Raw genomic sequence first — 21288 nt, 5'->3', positions numbered from 1 at the left:
CTCAGACAAACCACACATAGAAATCCAGCAGAGCGTCAGGCTCCAGCTCGCGCGTCTTACGGAATTCGCGCTCTTTCATGAAGGCATGATTTTCAACCAATGCGCGCCCGACCGCATCGACCAGAGCGGTGTCGGCTGTCAGGTCCTGTATGGCCTTGCGCAGGTTCGGCGCGGTGCCGGTGCGGGCATCCACCGTGTCGAACCCGTCGCCGGTCTCGATCGGGGGCAGGGTCATCTTGGCCTCAAACCCCAGCCGCGCGGCCTGAAGAACGGCAGCGGCGGCGGTATAGGGGTTGGCGCTGGCATCCGCCATGCGGTGTTCCAGGCGCGCCTTGGCCCCGCCTTCGCCCGAGACGCGCGTGGTCACGCCCCGATGATCGCCGCCCCAGTTCTTCCAATAGCCCGACAGCGATGATGGCTGTAGGCGACGGTAGGATCCAGCCGTCGGGGCCAGAAGACCCGCCAGACCTTCGTGGTGATGCACAAGCCCGGCCAGACAGCCGCGAGACAGATCGTTCAGGTGATCGGGGCCGCCGAACTCGCCAGACGCCAAGGCGTTCTGCCCGTCTGCATCCTTAAACGAGAAGTTGATATGCATGCCCGATCCGCCCATCTCGGACAGAGGTTTGGGCAGGAAGGTCAGAACGATCCCGTGGTCCAAAGCCACTTCGCGCGCCATCTGGCGGAACAAGACGATATCATCCACTGCTTTCAGAGCGTCGTCAAAGGTCAGTGTGTATTCGAACTGGGGGCTGTCGTATTCTGCGGTGATCAGGTCCAGCTTGAACCCCATCTCAAGCGCCTTGTTCCAGATCACGTCGTTGATCCGCATCGGATCGGTAAAGGGGCCGGTGCCATAGACCACGCCCCCCGGTGTGTCATAGGGCCGTAACCGTCCATCTTCGCCCCCTTGCAGGGCATAGGCCTCCAACTCGATCCCCAGCTTCGGTTTGAGCCCGTGCTTTTCCCAATCAGCGATCGCGCGTTTCAGTGCCCCGCGAGGACACAGCGGCAGGGGGCTGCCATCCGCATCATAGAGATCGCCCAAAACAATCGACGTATTGGGCTCCCACCCTTGGCGGACGTCCTCGCCACGCCAGCGCAGTTCCATATCCGGCGCGCCTTCGCGCACCATGGCGTGCGGTGCGTCCAGCAAGAGATCGCGGTCGTAATGCACGCCAAACGTTGCGCGGGCAAACCGGGTCGAGCCATCGCCGATCTTGCTGGCGGGCAGGTATTTGCCACGCGGGATCGAAAGGTGGTCAATGAACAGGGCGCGTAAACGGTTCGACATTGGCTTCCTATTGCAAAGTGACGCGAACGGGCATCCGCTTGATGCCGTTTACGAAGTTCGAGCGGACAAAGGCCTCGGGCCCATCCGGTTCGATGGTTTTGATGCGCTTGACCAGTTCCTGAAACAGCACTCGCACCTCAAGCCGGGCCAGATGCATGCCCAGGCAGACATGCGGGCCACCCTGACCCCATCCCAGCTGTCGGTTGGGCTTGCGCGACAGGGTCAGGCGATAGGGGTCTTCAAACATTGTCTCATCCCGGTTGGCGGAAATGAACCAATAGAGCACCTTGTCACCTTCCTTGATCTGCTGGCCATGCACCTCGACATCCTTCATCGCGGTGCGGCGGAAATAGGTGGCGGGTGAAGCCCAGCGGACGATTTCATCCGCAGCGGTGCCCCAAACCTCGCCAGCGTGCAATTCCTCCAGCAACCCGTCCTGCCGCGCCAGCGCCTGAATGCCTGCCGCGATGGAGTAGCGTGTTGTATCATTGCCCGCGGCCACCAGAAGGCAAAAGAAATTGCGGAACTCTGTGTCCGAGATCGTCTCACCATTTTCATCGGGCTGCAGGATCAGATGCAGGATGCCGCTTGTGTCCCCTGTGGCGTTCTTCTTGTCCATCAAGGCGCGAGAATAGTCGTAAAGCTCAGCCCCAGCTGGTGAGTTGAAGGGCATCAGCCGGAACGCATCCGTATCCATCTTGTCGACCACATGCTGGGTGAAATCGGGATCGGAATTGGCCATCAACGCGTCGCCCTTGTCGACCAGCCAGGGCAGGTCTTCATCCGGGACGCCCAAGATCTGCCCCAGCATCCGCATCGGCAATTCCCGTGCGATGTCTCGGGTGGCGTCAAAGCTGCCTTTTTCAAGCGCGTTGTCCAGAATGGGCCCGCACAGTTCGCGGATCTGTTCCTCGAACCCGGCGACCACCTTGGGCGAGAACGCTTTGGCTACTTTCATACGCACTTTGCGATGCTCGGTCCCGTCGGTCTCCTGAAAGGTGCGGCGGGCCATGTATTCCTCATGGGTCTGATCCTCCATCCGAATGCCGCGCGCCGAAGAAAAGGTCTCGGTGTCGCGGATCATCTTGTCGATATCGGCGTGGCGCGTGATCGACCAGTAGCCCTTGCCGCCGTCAAACTCGGACCAGTGACAGGGGGCCTCTTGCCGCAACCGCGCGAAGGTATTGTAGGGCGCACCGCCCGCAAAGCTGTCATGCGAGCCGAGATCGGCAAACCCGTCATCGTCAGGAACCCACATGGTCATAGAAACGTCTCCGTCTTTGTTGTTTTGTGCGGTTTTCGAAATGGCGGTGCGACCGGCCAGCGATGCGTTTCGCAAAGGCGTTCGAAGCCTTTTTCTGCGGCTTGCGACGGTCAACCGGTTTCCATTCGCGCCAAACGCGCCAGATGGTCGAGCCGATGATGATCAAGATCACGCAAAACAGCAGGAAGGCGATGGGGCGGTCGATGAAATCCATCGGCGTTTTGACCCGCGCCAAAGAGGCCCGCAGTTTGACCTCCATGATCCCGCCCAGCACCATGCCCAGGATGATCGGCACGATGGGCATGTTCAGGCGTTTCAGGACAAATCCGATCAATCCGAACACCGCCGCGATGACACAATCCATGGTCGAGTTGCGAATGGAATAGACGCCAACAAAGCTGAGAAGCAGGATGCACATGCCCAAAAACCGGTTCGGGATGCGCGTGAGGTGTACCAGCCAACCGGTTGAGACCAGCAGGAAACCCACAACAATGACATTCAGAACCAAAAGCGCGATGTAAAGCGCGACGACAAAGTCCATATCGTTCTGGAACAGCCCTGGTCCGGGCACCACGTTATGCACGTAGAACACCGACAGCATCATCGCCGTCAGCGCCTCGCCCGGGATGCCAAGGGCCAGCAACGGGATCATCGCGGCTGCGGGCACGGCGTTGTTGGCGGTCTCGGATGAAATCAGACCTTCAGAGGAGCCATGCCCAAAAGCTTTGGGGTTCTTCGACAGTTTGCGGGCCGAGGTGTAGGACATGAACTGCGCGGTGAATTCTCCAACACCGGGGATCATCCCCATCACCACGCCAAAACTGGCCGAGATGGCCGCAACGCGAGGATGTCGCGCCAATTCGCGAAAGCCCTGAAACAGCGATCCGCGTGAACGCGGCAGGCGGATCTTTTCGTCATCCATGGTCAGCAGCAAAAACGCCTGAGACAGCGCAAAAAGACCCAGCACAACCACGATCAGGTCAAATCCTCCAGCCAACCAGCTTTGACCGAAAGTGAAACGGCGGGTATAGGCCGCAGGTTCCAGCCCGACTGTGCCAATCAGGATGCCAAAACCTGCAAGGGCTGCGGCGATAGCCATTTGTCCCTTGTGCGCGACGACGACCAGAACAAGGCCCAGAAGCGCAGCCAGAAAGATCTCGCGCGAGCCGAACATCGGGGCGATCTTGGCCAGAACAGGGGACAGAAAAATGAGACAGACAACCGAGAAGACACCGCCCAGAAAACTGGCTGAATAGGCCAGCGACAAGGCGCGTCGGCCTTCCCCTCGCAGTGTCATCGGGAACCCGTCATAGGTAGTCAGCGCGTTGACGGCCGTGCCCGGTGTATTGATCAAAATGGCAGGGATCGATCCGCCATACATCGATGACCCGTAGATCCCCAACAGCAGCGTCAACCCGACAATCGGGTCCATCGAGAAGGTTGCGGGCAAAAGGATGGCGATGGCCACTGCGGGCCCAACACCCGGAATGGCGCCAATGGCCACACCGCCCACCGCCCCGACCAGCAGCGCAAGCATCACGTCCCAGCGGGCAAGAACGTCAATGGCGGACAGGATCAGATCCATCAGAGATACACCAGAAAGAAGGTTCGCACCGAAGCGGGAAGAAATTCATAGATTTGCGCGCCGGGTATGTTGACCCCAAGAAGACCCTTGAACAAAACCACCATCGCAACCGCAAAGAGCGCGGCGATCATCAACCCCATACGTGAGCGATAGCCCAATCGGTAGGTCAGCGCGCAGGCGAAGAGGATGCTCATGGGCAGAAAGCCCAGCCTTGGGACAGCTGCAACATAGACGAGAAACCACAGGAGGTATTCCAAAGGCTCGGCCCAGCGCCGCGCCTCGCCCCAATCCAGTGCGTTGGGCTTGCGTCGTCGCATCAGCCGGAAATGGATCGCAAAGCCACCCAGCATTGTGATCAGGGCAATCGCTGGCCACAGGCGGGGTTGGCTGCCGATATTGCGTGCTTTTTCCGTCCATTCGGTCTGTGTGGTGATCTGCGACAGCAAGATCAGCGTCAGAACCAGACCGGCGACAACAAAGACAACCTGCCCGGACGTCTTGGTCTTGACCTGCAAAAGCTCGGAATCGTCCATCAGGGGGGTCCTTGTCGAGTGAGAGAGGGCGGGTCGCCGCCCTCTCGGGCCGTTGGTCTTACTGACCCAGCGCTTCCGAGATTGTACCCAGTGTCGCTTTGTCCTCGGCGATCACTGCTGCGCTTTCGTCGGCGTTCAGCCAATAGACCAAGGCACCGGTTTCAGCGGCCAATTGCTGCGCGCGTTCGCTTTTGACGGTCTTCTCGGCAACCGCGGCAATTTTTTCCCGTACATCGGCTGGCGTATCTTTGGTGACAAAGAGACCGTTCCACAGCGAGATGTCGAGCGACGGTTCAACCTCGCCGATTGCAGGCGTGTCGGGCACCTTGCTGATCCGCTCGCCTGTGATCGACACCAGAACCTTCACGCTGTCCAGACAAGGCAGGATGAGTTGCAGCGTTGTGTTGATCACATCCGCATCGCCCGAAGCCAGCGTGTTGCAATCCAGCGCGTCAAAGGCAGCGTCACCACCCCACTCGAACCCCATAGTTGCCGACAGGGCCTTGGTTACCTGTGTCGGGGTCAGAACATCGCCGAAATGGCCAAGGAATACATCGTTTTCTTTCGCGTAATCTGCCAGTTCCTGCATATTGGAATAGGGTGCATTGCCGGATGTGGCGACAACAAACGGATAGGTCAGGAAGATACCAACCGGATCAAACTTTTCGGGTGTCAGCTCGGGGATGTCGATCTCATGCCCGATCAGCGACACGGCGGGTACAAACGAGCCGATGGTGTAGCCATCTGCAGGCGCTGTGGCCACTTCGACCGCGCCCGGGAAGGGGCCGCCACCGCCGCCGGGCTTGTTCACCACGGCAGCGGGCACGCCATATTCCGCTTGAAAGTCTTCGGCGATCATCCGGGTCAGCACGTCTTCCAGATCGCCCGGAGGCCACGGGACGATAAAGCTGACGGGTTTTTCGGGATACTCAGCCAGCGCCGGTCCGGCCAGGCCAAGGGCAAGTGCGGCCAGAACCGCCTTCGTCATTTTGGTCATGTCATCTCCCTGCGAGATCAGATTTAGTTGGTTTATTATATGAACCTTAGGTATCAATAATTTTGTTTTTGGAATCCTTGCCTGTCAACAAAAAAATCCCTGTTGACAAAAGCGGCCCAAAACTAGGAAAGTTTTTTGCCACCTAAGGTTCATTATTTAAACCTAGCGAGACTGACTTGGACAAACCCAGAATCGACACCCTTCGCCATCAGCCGGTTCCTGACGCGAAACATGTGATCAACGGTGCGCGCGTTGACGCATCAGATGGCCGTACGATGCCGGTGATTTCTCCGATAGATGGCAGTACATTGACGACCTTGCCGAAAGGTACGCGCGAGGATGCAGACCGCGCGGTTGCGGCGGCCCGGTTGGCGTTTGACGACGGGCGCTGGTCCGGACTTGCCCCCGCTGCTCGTAAGAGAATCCTTTTGAAATGGGCCGATCTGATTGAAGCGCAGGCTGAAGAACTTGCCGTATTGGGGGTGCGCGACAACGGCACCGAGATCGGCATGGCCTATAAGGCCGAACCGCTCAGCGCAGCGGGAACGATCCGGTATTTCGCCGAGGCCACGGACAAGATCTTTGGCGAGATAGCGCCCACAGCCCCCGGGGCGCTGGGGCTGGTGCACAAGCACCCGGTTGGCGTTGTAGGGGCAATCGTGCCGTGGAATTTCCCGATGATGATCGGCAGTTGGAAGCTGGGCCCGGCCTTGGCCGCCGGATGCACGGTGGTTCTGAAACCCGCCGAGACGGCTTCGCTCACCTTGCTGCGTTTAGCCGAACTTGCGTTGGAGGCAGGCCTGCCGCCGGGGGTTCTGAATGTGGTCACCGGCGAAGGCGCTGTGATCGGAGCGGCAATTGCAGAGTCCAACGAGGTTGATGTGCTTGTCTTTACCGGATCCGGGGCCACGGGGCGACGGTTGCTGGAGGCGTCGGCGCGTTCGAACCTCAAGCGGGTCTATCTTGAACTGGGCGGCAAGTCGCCGAACATTGTCTTCGCCGATGCGCCCGATCTGGATGAGGCCGCTAAGATCTCGGCGGCAGGTATCTTCCGCAACTCGGGGCAGGTCTGCATCGCCGGGTCGCGCCTGCTGGTGCAGCGTGAGATCCATGATGTCTTTGTCGATAAGCTTGTGGCGCAGGCCAAAGCGATGCAGGTCGGTGATCCGCTGGACACTATAACCAATGCAGGTGCTGTGAACTCCGAGCGTCAATTGGCGCAGAACCTTGCTTTCATAGACGAGGCGCGCGCTGCGGGGCGCACCATCGCCACGGGCGGCAACCGTATCCTGCAAGAAACCGGCGGCACCTATATGGCACCGACCATCGTGACGGATGTGCAACCTGATGACCGGATCGTGCGCGAAGAGGTCTTTGGCCCTGTTCTTACAGTGCAGGTCTTTGACACCGAGGAAGAAGCCATCGCGCTGGCCAACGACACAGAGACAGGGCTGGCCGCAGGGGTTTGGACCTCAAACCTGTCGCGGGCACATCGGATGATCGCGGCGATTGAGGCCGGGGTGGTGCATGTGAACACCTATGGCGGGGCGGATGTCACCGTGCCGCTGGGCGGCGTCAAACAATCGGGCAATGGGCATGACAAGTCTTTGCATGCGTTCGACAAATACCTGAACCTGAAAACCGCATGGATCAAGCTTTGAGGGTCTCTTGAGATGACGGACAAAACCATCCTTCTGGTTGGAACCTATGACACCAAAGATGATGAACTGAATTACCTTGCCGATACCATTCGGGGGCAGGGTGGTCAGGTCATGACAATGGATGTGAGCGTTCTGGGGGATCCGTCAAAGCCGACCGATATCTCAAAGCACGACGTGGCCGAAGCCGGGGGCCACAGCATCCAAGAGGCGATCGACAGCGGGGATGAGAACACGGCCATGCAGATCATGGCCAAGGGCGGGGCGATACTGGCGGCCCGGCTGCAGGCTGATGGAAAGGTCGACGCTGCGCTTGTTCTGGGCGGCACTATGGGCACCGATCTGGCGCTGGATATCTGTTCGGCCCTGCCGGTTGGCGTGCCGAAATATATCGTGTCGACGGTGTCCTTCTCACCGCTGATCCCGCCCGAGCGTTTGCCCGCGGATGTACAGATGATCCTTTGGGCGGGCGGGCTTTATGGCTTGAATTCGGTCTGCAAAGCCTCTCTCAGTCAGGCCGCTGGCGCGGTGCTTGGCGCGGCGCGCGCGGTCGAACGGCCCGACGCGGCCAAACCGCTGATCGGCATGACGTCTTTTGGGAAAACAGTGCTGAAATATATGGTGGCGCTGAAACCCGCACTGGAACAGCGCGGGTTCGAGGTTGCGGTGTTTCATGCAACCGGCATGGGCGGGCGTGCGTTTGAAAGCCTGGCATCCGAGGGGCGCTTTGCCGCCGTGATGGATTTCGCACCGCAAGAGGTGGGCAACCATTTGATGGGGTCTTCAATCTCGGCCGGGGCGGATCGGATGACGGCGGCGGGTCTGTGTGGCACGCCTCAGATCGTGTCCATCGGCTGCTATGATCTGGTGGATTTCGTGGGCTGGCAGGACACGCCCCAGAAGCTGCGCGGGCAAGAGACACATGCCCATAACCGCCTGTTGTCTTCGGTCATGATGACAGCAGATCAGCGCCGCGAGATGGCGCGCGAAATCTGCGCGAAACTGTTGCAGGCCAAGGGTCCGACGACTCTAATCCTGCCAAACCAGGGCGGCAACGAATGGGACCGGCCCGGCGGACCCCTGAGTGACCCCGCAGGTTTAGCCGCGTTCATAGAGGAGGTTCGCGCAAACTGTCCGCCGAATGTGACCCTGATCGAGTTGGATGCACATATTAATGACCCGGAATTTTCCGAGGCCGCGTTGAAACAGTTCGACGCGTGGCTTGCGCAGGGAGCGGTCGCGCAGCCCTAAGCGTGGCTTAGATCAAAGCGCGGCGGGGTCAGACCGGCCTGAAACCAGTTGACCAATGTGACGATCGAATAGACCGGCAGCCCGGTGGCGCGTTGAATATCGGCGGCATAGGGGCACATATTTGTGCACTCCAGTACCAGCGCGCCAATCTCAGGGTGGTCTGCCGTCAGCGCCAGCGCCGCCTCGAGATTGTCTGCCCGCGCTTTTTCGACATCCAGTGTGAGTTTGTTGTCCAGAATGGCCCGCGTAAACTCCATCCCATGTTCCGTTGACCCAATGGGCGTGCCTTCAGGGACCTGTGCGCCTGCCAGATGCGCGGGTGTCAGCGTCGAGGCCGAGATGGTCAGGATACCGGCCCGCTTAGCTGCGGGCAGGGTTCTGTTCACCATATCCACCTGCATCAAAGATGAGGTCACAACCGGCACCGGCAGCGCCGCGGCGAGTTCCTCCTGAAACAGCGAAAGAAACCCGCAATTGGTGGTAATCCCGTCCGCACCGTCTTTGACCAGATCACGTGCCGCATCGATAAAGGCGCCCAGCATGCCATCGGCATTCTTGCGCACGACGTGATCAGGGGTGGCATCCCGCACGACGCGGTAGAGCACCGGAAACGGCCAGGTCAACGCGTTGCCCATATCACCTGGAATACGGGGGAATTGCGCGTCCAGCATCAAGATACCAACCGACGCGCCATAGATGGATTTGCCGCCTTTTGCGATCATGGTCTATGCGTCCTCGATGATCCGGGACGAGATCCCCTCGGGCCCATCCATATAAATGCTGGAAATACCGTGCCGCACGGCTTCTTGCACCTGATCCATGCGTTTGGCGATATGCGCGCCCATCACCTGAGCAGCGCTGTCCGCGTCGCGTGCGATCAACGCTTGCATCACGCGTTTATGTTCGTCTTTTGAGCGTTGCACACGATCCATACTCATCGATACCCAACGGATATAGCGGATGCGCTCGTTGATCCGGTCAAGCGTTTCGACCAATTCTGCATTGCCGGTCAGTTGGGCAATGCCAAGGTGAAACGCCTCATCGCGCGCGACCGCCTCGGCAATCGTCAGGCCGGTGATGTCGATGCCGGTTGCGTAAAGCTCGGTTTTCAACGCATCCAGATCTGAATCCAAGGCTCTTTCGCAGGCGCTGCGCACAGCGGCGGTTTCGATGATACGACGCAGTTCGAACAGGTCGAACACGGTTTGTGCATCCAGCGGGCGGCAAAAGAAACCCTGGCCGGGGCGGAAATCGAACAAGCGTTCTGCCACAAGGCGGTTCAGCGCCTCTCGTAACGGCGTACGGCTGACGCCGAGCTCTTTGGACAGCGCAACCTCGTTCAGCCGGTCACCCGGGCGCAGGCGAAAGGAAACGGCCATCGCCTTGACCTGCTCATAAATGTCATCGACCCGTGGACCTGCCATCAAACCCGCCTGAAATCTGCTGTTCAACAGGTGGCATAGAGCGCGGTTGAAATCAATATACAAAACTGTATACAGGTCTGTGCGCAGATTCTGGAGGGAAGTGCTTGCCATGACTGGAACCAACCATTTGACCGGTGCAGAAGCGATGGTGCGGATGCTGCAAGCCCATGATGTGCGCCATATGTTCGGCCTGTGCGGCGACACGACCTTGCCGTTCTATGACGCTTTGGCACTCATGGATCATGGCATTCAGCACATCCTGACTAGGGACGAGCGCCATGCGGCCTATATGGCGGATGGCTATGCGCGGGTCACTGGAAAGCCGGGGGTTTGCGAAGGCCCCTCGGGCGGAGGAGCGACCTATATTCTCCCCGGCGTGGTCGAGGCCAATGAAAGCTCGGTGCCGATACTGGCGATCACGTCGGATGTGGCCACGACAAGCCGGGGGAAATACCCGCTGACCGAGTTGGATCAGCCAGCGCTCTTCAAGCCGTTGACCAAGTGGAACGCATCGCTCGATGACCCGTCGCGGCTGCCGGCTATGGTGCGGGCAGCGTTCCGAGCCATGACCACGGGCACGCCCGGTGCCACCCATTTGGCGCTGCCCTTTGACACGCAGAAAGGGCCGGTGGACGAGGCCGAGATTTGGGCGGATGACCGCCATCGGTCCTTCCCGGCGGAACGCGTAGGTCCCGACCCGGATGCCATCGAAGCAGCGGCAAAGGTTCTGGCGCAGGCGAACTCTGCCGTTTTCGTCTGCGGGGGCGGGCCGGTTTTGTCGGGTGCGACAGCGGCCCTGTCGCGGGTGGCCAAACTGTTGGATGCGCCCGTCGCAACAACGGTGTCCGGGCAGGGGGCGATTGCCGAAACCGATCCTTTGGCGCTGGGTGTTGTCGGCTCGAACGGCGGGGTCGCGGCGACCCGAGCGGTTATCGATCAGGCCGATGTTGTTGTCTTTGTCGGATGTCGCGCCGGATCTGTGACCACCGAACGCTGGCGAAGCCCGGCGCGCGGTGCAACGATCCTTCACATCGACAGCGATCCCCTGGTGATCGGAGCCAATTACCAAACCGAAGTCGCCATTTGCGCAGATGCCAAATTGGCGCTCGAAGCGCTGGCCGATGCGCTTGAGCAGCAACAAGACTTACCGTCCATGGGCGGCGCAGCCAAGGCAAGCGCTGCCTGGGCCGCAAAGCTTGCGGGCTTTAATCCGCTTGCGGCAAGCCGGGACACGCCGATCCGCCCCGAGGCGGTGATGGCCGCGCTGATGGACCTTTTGGACGATGACGCGATTGTTGTGGCCGACCCCGGCACGCCTTGCCCCTATTTCAGTGCGCATTACCGCTGGCCCAGGGCAGGGCGACATTTCATCACCAACCGGGCGCATGGGGCTTTGGGCTATTCGCTGGGCGCTGCGATGGGGGCACATGTCGGGCGACCCTCGGTGAAGACGCTGGCCGTGATGGGTGACGGTTCGTTCGGTTTTGCCTGTGGCGAGTTTGAAACTATGGTCCGGCACAGGATGCCGATCACTTCTATCGTTTTCTCAAACGCGGTGTTTGGATGGATCAAGGCAGGGCAGAATGCGGGGTTTGGTCAGCGGTTCTATAACGTCGATTTCAACCGGACCGATCACGCGGCTGTGGCAAACGCCTTTGGGGTCAAATCCTGGACGGTTCAGGATCCGGCCGAACTGAACGGCATTTTGAAACAGGCCCTTGCCCAGGACGGTCCGAGTTTAGTCGACATACACTCCCAACCGCTTCACGAGGCCGCCGCACCGGTTTCGGAATGGGTGGCATAAGACGCGATTGACGCGGTCAACTGCGCCAGAAACGCCTGTGCAATCGCGGACAAAGGGCGAGTTTTGGCGGTGATCACGGCCAGATCCAGCGTCACTGCCGGTTTGAATGGGCGGGTGAGATAGCCGCTCTCACGGTCAAACGCGACTGTGAAAGGGTCGATCATGGCGACGCCCATGCCTTGTTTGACAAAGCTCAGCAGGTTTTCGGACAAATGGGTATGGATCTGCGTGCGCCACGTGCATCCGGCGGCCTGAAAAATATCGCGGGTTCGCCGGTGTGTCTGATGCTCGGGGCCCATCACGATAAACGGTTCATTGTCTAGTATCTGGGGCGTTAAAACCTCATATACTGCCAGCCCGCTGTCGGCGGGAAACGTTGCCAAGGTCTCAAAGTTGAACACTTGGTATTCCAGCGTGTCATGCAAGATCGGCAACTCGACCACGCCAATCTCGAACAGGCCAGAGATGACCCATTCCTGAATTTTCGAGGAATATTGCGACTGGAAGCTAACGGACAGGTTGGGGCGGGATTTGGCGAATCGCGCTATTTCCTGCGGCATGAAGCCGAAGGACAGCATGTGTGGGGCGGCGACCTGTAATTGACCAGGGTGCTTGTTTTGAAGGTCAGTTACCGCCTGGGCCACATGATCCAGACCGCGTACCACAGTGTCGACCTCTCGATACAAAAGCTCTGCCTCAGGCGTGGGCATCAGGCGGCCTTTGGTACGCTCGAACAAGGGCAGGCGGGCTTCGCGTTCAAGCTGAGACAGTAGATTGCTGATCCCGGGCTGAGAAATCCCCAAGACGGATGCGGCCCCGGTGACCGTTCCGGTTTCCATGATGGCGTGAAAGGCCTGAAGTTGGCGAAAGCGCAGGGACATCGCTTACCTTATCATTTCTTCTGATGGAGTTGCCAAGAATTAGTATTTGAAATGATATGTAGGTCAAGGCAGGCTTTCAGGGTGGAACCGGGGGCTGCATGGGCGACTTAGATCAGAAAATCGTGGGGTACGACCTGTGGCACCTTGAACTGCCGGTTACATCGCGCCGCGATCACGGGATTGGCTCGGTCGAAGGCACTTGCGAGATCGTGGTGCTGCGGCTGACGTCAGAAGATGGCTCGCAGGGTTTTGGCGAGGCGTCGCCCTGGTCGGTCTTTACCGGCTCGCCCGAGGCCAGCTTTGCGGCGCTGAACCGGTATCTACGCCCACTCGTCGTGGGTCAGCCGGTTGCGGATCGGGCCAGGATTATGGCGCAGGCCGAAAAAGCGGTGGCCCATTGCACCGAGGCCAAGGCGGCGCTTGAGACAGCGCTTCTGGACCTTACGGGTCGCATCAGTGGTGTCCCCGTCTGGGCGCTGCTGGGTGGACGATGCCGCAGCACGATCCCGCTCAGCTGTTCCATCGCCAACCCAGATTTTGCACAGGATATCGATCTGCTGGCCCGACTGAAGGATGATGGCGTGCGGATCGTCAAGTTAAAGACCGGGTTCAAAGATCATGCGTTCGATATCATGAGGTTGGAATACCTGGCGCAGAATGCCCCCGAATTCTCGGTGCGGGTGGACTATAATCAGGGCTTGTCGGTCGAGGATGCCCCGAGCCAAGTGCGCGATGTGGCGCAGTTTCGTCCCGATTTCATCGAGCAGCCTGTGCGGGCGCATCATTTTGGTATGATGGCGCAGTTGCGGAAGATGGTTGACGTACCGCTATTGGCAGATGAAAGCGTGTTTGGGCCCGAAGATATGGAGCGCGCCGCCCGCGAAGGAATTTGCGACGGCGTATCGGTCAAGATCATGAAATCTGGTGGCCTATCGCGTGGCCAAAGCGTTGCGCGCATTGCTGCGGCGCATGGGCTGAGCGCTTATGGTGGCGACATGTTCGAGACCGGATTGGCCCATCTGGCCGGTACACATATGATCGCCGCCACGCCCGAAATCACACTTGGATGCGAGTTTTATCAGGCCTCCTACTTTCTGGCTGACGATATCCTGCAAGAGCGCTTTGCGGTCAGCGACGGCAAGGTCGTCGTTCCCAATGGTCCGGGTTTGGGTGGCATGCCGGATATTGGCAAGTTGGAACATTACGCAACCGCTCGGGCGCAGGCAGCATGAGCGAACAAAAGACCATAGCCATCATCGGAGCCGGGATCGTTGGTGTCTCGACCGCGATCTGGCTGCAAAGAGATGGTCACAAGGTTATTCTGATCGACAAGGCTGGACCGGGTGAGGGCACGTCTTACGGGAATGGTGGTGTTCTGGCTTCATGCTCGGTAGTGCCCGTGACCGTGCCGGGGCTGCTGAAAAAAGCGCCTGGGATGCTGTTTGATCCGATGCAGCCATTGTTCTTGAAATGGGGTTACCTGCCCAAGCTGTTGCCCTGGCTGACGCGGTATCTAAAGCACGCCAACGCAGAAGATGCAGATCGGATTGCGGCAGCCCTTACACCCATTGTCGGAGACAGTCTGAACGATCACACCGCACTGGCGCAGGGCACAGGAGCGGAAAAGTGGATCGCTCCTTCGGACTATATGTATGTCTATGACGACCGCGCGCACTTTGAAAGCGATGCCTTCGGATGGCGCATCAGGCGCAAGAACGGGGTCAAATGGCAGGAACTCGAAGGGCAAGAGTTTCATGACTTCGACCCGATATATGGCCCGCAGATCGGATTTGCGGCGAAGATGGCCGAACATGGTCACATCAAGGATCCCGGAAGATATATCAAAGACTTGGCCGGTCATGTTAAAGCGCAAGGTGGTCAAATCATCCGCGCCGAAGTGCAAGCCATCGTGCATGAAAGCGGTCGCGTTACGGCCGTAAAAGCCGGTGGGCAACAGATTGAGTGTGACGCGGCTGTGCTGACAGCTGGCGTTTGGTCTGGCCCTTTGGCAAAATCCCTGGGCATATCGGTGCCGCTGGAAACCGAGCGCGGGTATCATCTGGAATTGATCGAACCCTCGGCCATGCCGCGTTGTCCGGCCATGATCGCCTCGGGCAAGTTTGTGGCTACCCCGATGGAGGGGCGCATCCGTTTGGCTGGCATTGTTGAATTCGGAGGGCTCGAGGCTGAACCTTCGCCCGCCGCGTTCGATCTATTGCGCAAGAACGCCAAAGCGGCGTTTCCGGGTTTGACATGGCGCGAAGAAAGCGAATGGATGGGACATAGGCCAGCGCCTGCCGACTCGATCCCTGTCATTGGGGATGTGCCGGGGACTGACGGAGCTTTCATGGGCTTTGGTCACCATCACATCGGCCTGACGGGTGGCCCCAAGACGGGGCGGCTTTTGGCGCAGATGATCGCGGGCAGAAACCCGAACATGGATGTAAGTGCCTATGCACCTGCACGTTTCGCAACCTAGACAGATCGGTGGACAACACTGACACAACGAATTTCAACCGGGAGAACATGATGAAAAAACTGACACATCTTTTGGCAGCAACTGCTTTGACTGCCGCCGCAGCTGCACCCGCTTTGGCCGAGAAATGGGACATGCCGATGGCCTATTCGGCGTCAAACTTCCATTCGGCCACCGGGGCGGAGTTCGCTAAATGCGTGACCACTGGCACTGGGGGCGAGATTGAAATTGTCACGCACCCGTCGGGATCGCTGTTCAAGGGTGCTGACATCAAACGCGCAATCCAGACCGGGCAGGCCCCAATCGGTGAGCGTCTTCTGTCCGGCCACCAGAACGAAAACGCACTGTTTGGGTTCGACTCGATCCCTTTCCTGGCCACGTCCTTTGACGATAGCGCCAAGCTCTGGGAAGCGGCAAAGCCTACAATCGAAGAACTGCTGGCCGAGCAGAACCTGACGCTGCTTTATGCCGTGCCTTGGCCACCGCAGGGGCTGTACTTCAAGAACGAGGTGAACTCGGTTGCCGATATGGAGGGCATCAAGTTCCGCTCGTACAACAACGCGACATCGCGGCTGGCCGAGCTGACAGGAATGTTGCCCGTAACCATCGAAGCGGCCGAGATCAGTCAGGCTTTTGCCACAGGTGTTGCCGATGCGATGGTGTCATCGGGATCCACAGGGTATGACCGTAAGGTCTGGGAAAGCCTGAACTATTTCTACGAAGTGGATGCATGGCTGCCGCGCAATTACGTGATGGTGAACTCCGACGTTTGGTCGGGTGTTTCTGACACCAACAAAAACGTCATCAAGGCCTGTGCCGAACTGGCCGAATATGCGGGCAACTGGCGAGCCAAGGAGTACACGGGCTTTACCCTGCAAGGCCTGCGCGATGGTGGCATGACCGTTGGTCCGGCTTCTGAGCAGATGGTCAATGAACTGAAAGAAATCGGTGTCACCATGACCAATGAGTGGCTGGAAGCCGCCGGAGATCAGGGCAAGGCGATTGTCGACGCGTTCAACGCGTCTCAATAACTGATTGTCGTCGGGCGGCGGAGCATTTCGCCGCCCGAATACCAACCAAGAAAACAAACACGGGGACAGCATGGGTGCTTTGCGAGGGCTTCGGTCCGTACTGGATTTCATTTATCTGGCAGCAGGGGTTCTGGCAGCGCTGAGCCTGATCGCCATCCTGCTGTTGATCGTGGTGCAAATGCTGGCCCGCTGGACCGGTGAGGTCTTTCCGGGCGCGCCCGATTATGCCGGGTACGCCATGGCCGCCGCCTCGTTCCTGGCCTTTGCAAATGCATTGAACCGAGGCAGCCACATCCGGGTCTCGATCCTGCTGAACGCCGTACCCGAAAGCGTGCGCCGTATTCTTGAGGTCTGGTGCTTTGCCATCGGCACTGCGGTGATGTGGTACTTCTGCTGGTACGCCTACCGGTTTGTCTATTGGAGCTGGAAGTTCAACGATATCAGCCAGGGGCAAGACAAAACCGCTTTGTGGATCCCGCAATCTGCGATGCTGATCGGCGCGGTGATCCTTGCGATTGCGCTGACCGACCATCTTATCCACGTGCTCATCAAGGGCGATCACCGGATCACCCGTGATCTGGCCGATCAAAGCCAGGGAGAATAAGCGCATGGAAAACCTCTCTGTCATCATCCTCTTTCTGTTTGTTTTGTTCACCTTGCTGGGTACGGGTGTCTGGGTGGGCCTGGCCCTGATGGGCGTCGCCTGGGTCGGGATGGAGCTGTTCACCACGCGGCCCGTGGGCGATGTGATGATCACAACCATCTGGTCGGCCTCTTCTTCCTGGACGCTGACCGCGCTACCGATGTTCATCTGGATGGGCGAGATCCTCTATCGCACGCGATTATCTGAAGACATGTTCAAGGGGCTGTCCCCTTGGATGGCGCCTTTGCCAGGTGGGCTCGTGCATACCAATATCGTTGGCTGCACCGTGTTTGCCGCCGTGTCAGGCTCGTCTGCGGCCACCCTGACCACGGTGGGCAAGATGTCGATCCCTGAACTGCGCAAACGGAATTATCCCGAGCGCATGATCATCGGCACACTGACCGGGGCTGCAACGCTAGGTCTGATGATCCCACCCTCGCTGACGCTGATTGTTTATGGCGTGACGATCAACGAATCCATCACCAAGCTGTTCTTTGCGGGTATCCTGCCCGGCCTGGTGCTGGCGGCGATGTTCATGGGCTATGTCGCGATCTATTCCAAGATCGGCAAAGACTGGAATCCCAATATCGAGGGCAAGTTGACCTTCCGCGAAAAGCTTAGAAACTCACGGTTTCTGCTGCCGGTGATCCTTCTGATCACGGTTGTGATCGGCTCGATGTATCTGGGCTATGCCACCGCAACCGAGGCCGCCGCCTTTGGTGTGATCGGGGGTCTGCTGCTGGCCGCGGGGCAGGGCTCGCTGACGTGGAAAACCTTTACCGAAAGCCTGATGGGGGCCACGCGCACCAGTGCCATGATCGCGCTGATCCTTGCAGGCGCGGCCTTTCTGTCGCTGTCGATGGGCTTCACCGGCCTGCCGCGCGGGCTGGCCGATCTGATCGCCGGGTGGGAGCTGACCCGGTTCGAGCTGCTGATGGTTCTGCTGGTGTTCTACATCATTCTGGGGTGTTTCCTTGACGGTATCTCATCGGTTGTTCTGACCATGGCCGTGGTCGAGCCGATGATCCGTGATGCTGGGATTGACCTGATCTGGTTTGGTATCTTCATCGTGGTCGTTGTCGAGATGGCGCAGATCACACCGCCTATCGGCTTTAACCTCTTTGTGATGCAAGGCATGACCAATCATGAGATGGGCTATATTGCGCGTGCAGCGATCCCGATGTTCCTGATCATGGTGCTGATGGTCTTTGTCCTGATCTGGTTCCCCGAGCTGGCCACATGGTTGCCGGAAAACCTGCGGCAATCGCCCGGAGGGTAACCTGATTTGAACCCGCTCCATCTGGCGGCCCGCCATGGTCCCTATGTGTTGATCGCAGGGCTGGTGGCGGGTCTTTTGCTGCCCGGGCTGGCACAACCGATGCGCCCCTTGTTGCCGCCGCTCGTCGTGATGTTGCTTTTCATCACTGTGCTGCGGATGGACCCAGCAACACTTGTGGGAAGCCTCAGGGATCTGGGGCAGGGGATCGGCGTTGTCATCCTGTTCCAGGTGCTGCTGCCCATGGTCGTACTAGCCGTCGGATTCGCCGGGGGCTGGATCGGTGCACCGTTGCTGTTGTCGGTATTGATCATGATGTCGGCACCATCCATTTCGGGCAGTCCCAACATGTGCCTGATGATGGGCTATCCGCCTGAATACGCGATGCGTTTGATGATTCTGGGTACCGCGCTTCTGCCGCTGACGGCGCTGCCGGTGTTTCTTTTGATGCCTGAGCTGGGCGATTTTTCCACCGTTCTGACCGCCACGACCCGACTCTTCCTGACCATCGCCGCCGCTGCAGGGGCGGCGCTTGTGTTGCGCATGACCCTGCTGCGGCGCTTGTCCAGCGAGATGTCTCTTTCAATTGAAGGGCTTGCCAATATTACCCTGGCCGTCTTTGTCATCGGCCTGATGCCGTCGGTCAGCGCCACAGCACTCACAAACCCGGCGGCGGCGGTGTTCTGGATCGCTTTTGCCTGCCTGATCAACTTCGGCGCGCAGCTTTTGGCGTTCAAATTGACCCGCAAGACTCTGCCCGGTGAGAAATCCACAGCAATTTCGGTGATCGCAGGAAACCGCAACATCGCGATTTTCTTTGTCGCCCTGCCGCCCGAGGTTACGGCCCCAATCATGGCGTTCATCGGCGCCTACCAGATACCGATGTATCTGACGCCTTTGGTGATGGAGCGGCTTTATCGCAACGGGCAAGCTTAGGGGCAGACATGCTTCGGTTTCCAGGGTTTTCCAACTGTGGACACAAGGAATGGATTGTCTTCACCTGCTCAGAGGGTTAGGGAGTCCGAACCGGCCCTTTTTCGGCGCTGTGCGGGCGTGATGGAATGGTAGACATATCAGACTTAAAATCTGAAGGGCGTATGCCCGTGTGGGTTCGAGTCCCACCGCCCGCACCAGAAACTTTCCTCTGCCAATTGGAAAACGGCAGGAAAGCTAGGAATTCGCGCGCCATGCGGGTTATCATACATTCTGCATTCCCTATATAAGGTTCGGAACACTCAGGCCGGAGGATGAGATGCCGTTGACAGTCAAAGACATGATGGAAGCCGCAAACGCGGTTGTAGAGCGTATTGATACCGCGCGCGCGCAGGCGTTGATGGGGCAAGGGGCTCTGCTTTTGGATGTGCGCGACGGGACCGAACTGGAACGCACCGGCCGCGCTGAGGGGGCACATCATATTCCACGCGGGATGCTTGAGTTTCGCGCTGATGACGCGGTTCCATCGCATGACCCGGAGCTGCGCAAAGATCGCGCCATCGTGCTACATTGCGCCTCGGGCGGTCGTGCAGCTTTGGCCGGGAAGCTGCTGAAAGATATGGGGTATCCCGAGGTCTATAATCTGGGCGGCCTGTCTGACTGGATCAATGGTGGTGGCGCTGTGGTGGGCCCGGAATAGGTCTGATCTTGACGCAGATCAGGGAAGTCTTTGCACAGGAGCGATATGGGAATTGGGACTCCAAGTGGAAGGTTCTCAGCCCATGTTTCGACTCGCCTCTGTGCTTTATTCTTTGATCGCAACCGCTTTCGCCGGAAGCGCTGTGATCGCTGTGCTGTCGGCGGGCTTTGTCACCACGGTCGCTATCATATCAGCTGCTCTGGTCGGGGGTCTGTTGGCGCTGCCCGCAGCTTGGTTCGTGGCCAGGCGGCTTTATACGTCGCAAGCCTGATCAGGCGTTCAGAAAAGCCCGGACTGCGGCCTCGAACTCTCGTGGTTTTTCGGCGTGCAACCAATGCCCGGCACCGGGGATCTTGGCAAATTTTGCACCGGGGAACAGGGTGCGGATCGTGTCGCGATGTTGCGGCAGAACATAGTCCGATGCGCCACCCGACAAGAACAGGGCCGGACCTGGCCAGTTGCATGTGTAGGTTGGAAATCCCATGATGTCAGGCATCGCGTCGGCGAGCCCGTCAAGGTTCAGCAGCCACCGTTTCTCTTTCACATCCAGTGATTGCGTGAAAAAGCTCTGCAAAGCTTTCTCGACCCCCAGATCGGCCAGTTGCTGTTCCGCGTCCGAGCGCCGCTCGACCCGGGACAGGTCAACCGCACGCATGGCCTCAATAAACTGGATCTGGCTGTGCGTGTACCGCACCGGGGCGATATCCGCGACCACCAATTTGCGCAGTAGATTCCAGTATTCCAGCGCCACAGCCATCGCCGCTTTCCCGCCCATCGAATGCCCCAGCAGGTCAACCGGCGCGCCCAGGTCGTTGATGACCTCGGCCAGATCACGCGCCAGATCTGGATAGCCGTGATGGGGATCCCATTTGCTGTGTGCGTGGTTGCGCATATCAACAGCCACAACTTGGCGTTCATCCGACAACCGGCGGGCAATGACGCCCCAGTTCCGCGCCGACCCGTACAGGCCATGGGCAATCACAAGGGTGGGGCGGTCGGTGGGGGTACCGTGGACAATGGTGTTCAGCATATCCCGGGTGATACCTTTCGCCGCCGGAAACAGCCACCCCCATTGTCGCCAGCAAACGCACCGGTTAGGGTGCCGCCGCAGGAGGGGCCATGCCGCAGAATACCGATGTTCAGAGCCAGATCGCCGAGACAATTGAACTGTTGCGCGGCAAGCTGGGCGTGCGCGACAAAACCCTTGCCGCTTCGGTCAAACGCGCCAAACGTCGGCTGCCGCGCAGGGTCTATAAAGAGGCGATGGTACTGGCCCAGGCTGAACCTCTGGCGGATCACCCCAAGCTGCGACTGGTGCTGGATACAAAGCGGCTGGCACGCGCCGCGGATGAGGTACAATCCCATCTGCGCGCCATAGATTTGGCCGATCGCCGATGGGGGTGGTTTCTTGGGCTCTTGGGCTCGTTGTCCTTCAACCTGATCGCCCTGACTGTTCTGGCCCTGATCGTTCTGTACTGGCGCGGCTTGATCTGAATAGGTCTTTTGGCTTATCCGCAAGGGGATGAACACAGTTCACC

The 21288-nt window shown here is 59.0% G+C and carries 21 protein-coding genes and 1 tRNA gene; 13 read left to right on the top strand and 9 right to left on the bottom strand.

Annotated elements, in window-relative coordinates; all coding sequences use genetic code 11:
* Position 1 precedes the first annotated feature (1 nt).
* Genes GOW40_RS03180 through GOW40_RS03160 form a run of 5 tightly spaced genes read right to left on the bottom strand, consistent with a single transcriptional unit; the run spans position 2 to position 5673 of the window.
* On the bottom strand, positions 2–1294 hold the full coding sequence (locus tag GOW40_RS03180; RefSeq protein ID WP_171128640.1) for a glutamine synthetase family protein: 1293 nt from the start codon (positions 1292–1294) through the stop codon (positions 2–4).
* A gap of 7 nt (positions 1295–1301) precedes the next feature.
* Positions 1302–2558: a cytochrome P450 gene (locus GOW40_RS03175; protein ID WP_171128642.1), complete on the bottom strand. Its 1257-nt coding sequence runs from the start codon at positions 2556–2558 to the stop codon at positions 1302–1304.
* Positions 2539–4143 (bottom strand): tripartite tricarboxylate transporter permease, encoded by a 1605-nt coding sequence (locus tag GOW40_RS03170; RefSeq protein ID WP_171128644.1) that lies wholly within the window; start codon positions 4141–4143, stop codon positions 2539–2541. The genes GOW40_RS03175 and GOW40_RS03170 overlap by 20 nt, the downstream gene beginning before the upstream one ends.
* On the bottom strand, positions 4143–4676 hold the full coding sequence (locus GOW40_RS03165; RefSeq protein WP_171128646.1) for a tripartite tricarboxylate transporter TctB family protein: 534 nt from the start codon (positions 4674–4676) through the stop codon (positions 4143–4145). Before GOW40_RS03165 ends, GOW40_RS03170 begins: the two co-directional genes overlap by 1 nt.
* Before the next feature lie 58 nt (positions 4677–4734).
* Positions 4735–5673 (bottom strand): tripartite tricarboxylate transporter substrate-binding protein, encoded by a 939-nt coding sequence (locus GOW40_RS03160; RefSeq protein ID WP_171128647.1) that lies wholly within the window; start codon positions 5671–5673, stop codon positions 4735–4737.
* A gap of 176 nt (positions 5674–5849) precedes the next feature.
* Here GOW40_RS03160 and GOW40_RS03155 point away from each other — a divergent pair, with 176 nt between their 5' ends.
* Complete coding sequence (locus GOW40_RS03155; RefSeq protein WP_171128649.1) at positions 5850–7334, top strand: aldehyde dehydrogenase family protein; 1485 nt, start codon at positions 5850–5852, stop codon at positions 7332–7334.
* 12 nt (positions 7335–7346) lie between these two features.
* The gene (locus GOW40_RS03150) at positions 7347–8582 is read left to right on the top strand and encodes a Tm-1-like ATP-binding domain-containing protein (protein WP_171128651.1); all 1236 of its coding nucleotides are present in this window, start codon (positions 7347–7349) and stop codon (positions 8580–8582) included.
* Here GOW40_RS03150 and GOW40_RS03145 read toward each other — a convergent pair.
* Both GOW40_RS03145 and GOW40_RS03140 read right to left on the bottom strand, forming a co-directional pair.
* A complete protein-coding gene (locus tag GOW40_RS03145; RefSeq protein ID WP_171128653.1) occupies positions 8579–9304 on the bottom strand; it encodes an aspartate/glutamate racemase family protein in 726 nt (241 codons plus the stop codon). The genes GOW40_RS03150 and GOW40_RS03145 overlap by 4 nt on opposite strands.
* A gap of 3 nt (positions 9305–9307) precedes the next feature.
* Entirely contained in the window at positions 9308–10006 is a 699-nt protein-coding gene (locus GOW40_RS03140) for a GntR family transcriptional regulator (protein WP_171128655.1), read from the bottom strand.
* A 109-nt stretch (positions 10007–10115) separates the two neighbouring features.
* On the opposite strand from GOW40_RS03140, the gene GOW40_RS03135 reads away from it, so the two are divergent.
* Positions 10116–11810, top strand: a complete 1695-nt coding sequence (locus tag GOW40_RS03135) for a thiamine pyrophosphate-binding protein (protein WP_171136356.1) — start codon at positions 10116–10118, stop codon at positions 11808–11810.
* Here GOW40_RS03135 and GOW40_RS03130 read toward each other — a convergent pair.
* Entirely contained in the window at positions 11771–12691 is a 921-nt protein-coding gene (locus GOW40_RS03130; protein ID WP_171128659.1) for a LysR family transcriptional regulator, read from the bottom strand. The genes GOW40_RS03135 and GOW40_RS03130 overlap by 40 nt on opposite strands.
* Before the next feature lie 98 nt (positions 12692–12789).
* Here GOW40_RS03130 and GOW40_RS03125 point away from each other — a divergent pair, with 98 nt between their 5' ends.
* From GOW40_RS03125 to GOW40_RS03085, 9 genes are all read left to right on the top strand, one after another.
* Positions 12790–13923 carry an enolase C-terminal domain-like protein gene (locus GOW40_RS03125; RefSeq protein ID WP_171128661.1) on the top strand — a complete coding sequence of 378 codons (1134 nt, stop codon included), beginning with the start codon at positions 12790–12792 and terminating at the stop codon, positions 13921–13923.
* Positions 13920–15170, top strand: coding sequence for an FAD-binding oxidoreductase (locus GOW40_RS03120; RefSeq protein WP_171128662.1), 1251 nt, complete (start codon positions 13920–13922; stop codon positions 15168–15170). Before GOW40_RS03125 ends, GOW40_RS03120 begins: the two co-directional genes overlap by 4 nt.
* Positions 15171–15220: 50 nt before the next feature.
* A complete protein-coding gene (locus tag GOW40_RS03115) occupies positions 15221–16198 on the top strand; it encodes a TRAP transporter substrate-binding protein (RefSeq protein ID WP_171102326.1) in 978 nt (325 codons plus the stop codon).
* A 70-nt stretch (positions 16199–16268) separates the two neighbouring features.
* A complete protein-coding gene (locus tag GOW40_RS03110) occupies positions 16269–16802 on the top strand; it encodes a TRAP transporter small permease (RefSeq protein WP_171128664.1) in 534 nt (177 codons plus the stop codon).
* A gap of 4 nt (positions 16803–16806) precedes the next feature.
* Positions 16807–18120 (top strand): TRAP transporter large permease, encoded by a 1314-nt coding sequence (locus tag GOW40_RS03105; protein ID WP_171102324.1) that lies wholly within the window; start codon positions 16807–16809, stop codon positions 18118–18120.
* A 6-nt stretch (positions 18121–18126) separates the two neighbouring features.
* Complete coding sequence (locus tag GOW40_RS03100) at positions 18127–19053, top strand: hypothetical protein (protein ID WP_171128665.1); 927 nt, start codon at positions 18127–18129, stop codon at positions 19051–19053.
* A 111-nt stretch (positions 19054–19164) separates the two neighbouring features.
* Positions 19165–19250, top strand: a tRNA-Leu gene (locus GOW40_RS03095).
* A gap of 119 nt (positions 19251–19369) precedes the next feature.
* A complete protein-coding gene (locus GOW40_RS03090) occupies positions 19370–19750 on the top strand; it encodes a rhodanese-like domain-containing protein (RefSeq protein WP_171128667.1) in 381 nt (126 codons plus the stop codon).
* A gap of 82 nt (positions 19751–19832) precedes the next feature.
* Positions 19833–20021: a hypothetical protein gene (locus tag GOW40_RS03085; protein ID WP_171128669.1), complete on the top strand. Its 189-nt coding sequence runs from the start codon at positions 19833–19835 to the stop codon at positions 20019–20021.
* On the opposite strand, the gene GOW40_RS03080 is transcribed toward GOW40_RS03085, so the two are convergent.
* Positions 20022–20780 carry an alpha/beta fold hydrolase gene (locus tag GOW40_RS03080; RefSeq protein WP_171128671.1) on the bottom strand — a complete coding sequence of 253 codons (759 nt, stop codon included), beginning with the start codon at positions 20778–20780 and terminating at the stop codon, positions 20022–20024.
* 89 nt (positions 20781–20869) lie between these two features.
* Here GOW40_RS03080 and GOW40_RS03075 point away from each other — a divergent pair, with 89 nt between their 5' ends.
* Positions 20870–21244, top strand: coding sequence for a hypothetical protein (locus tag GOW40_RS03075; RefSeq protein ID WP_171128673.1), 375 nt, complete (start codon positions 20870–20872; stop codon positions 21242–21244).
* Positions 21245–21288 lie beyond the last annotated feature (44 nt).

The sequence above is a fragment of the Ruegeria sp. HKCCA6707 genome (assembly GCF_013033515.1).
In the GTDB taxonomy this organism is placed as follows: Bacteria; Pseudomonadota; Alphaproteobacteria; order Rhodobacterales; family Rhodobacteraceae; genus Ruegeria.
The sequence above is the reverse complement of the archived record's forward strand: the minus strand, read 5'-3'. Positions and strand labels throughout refer to the sequence as shown.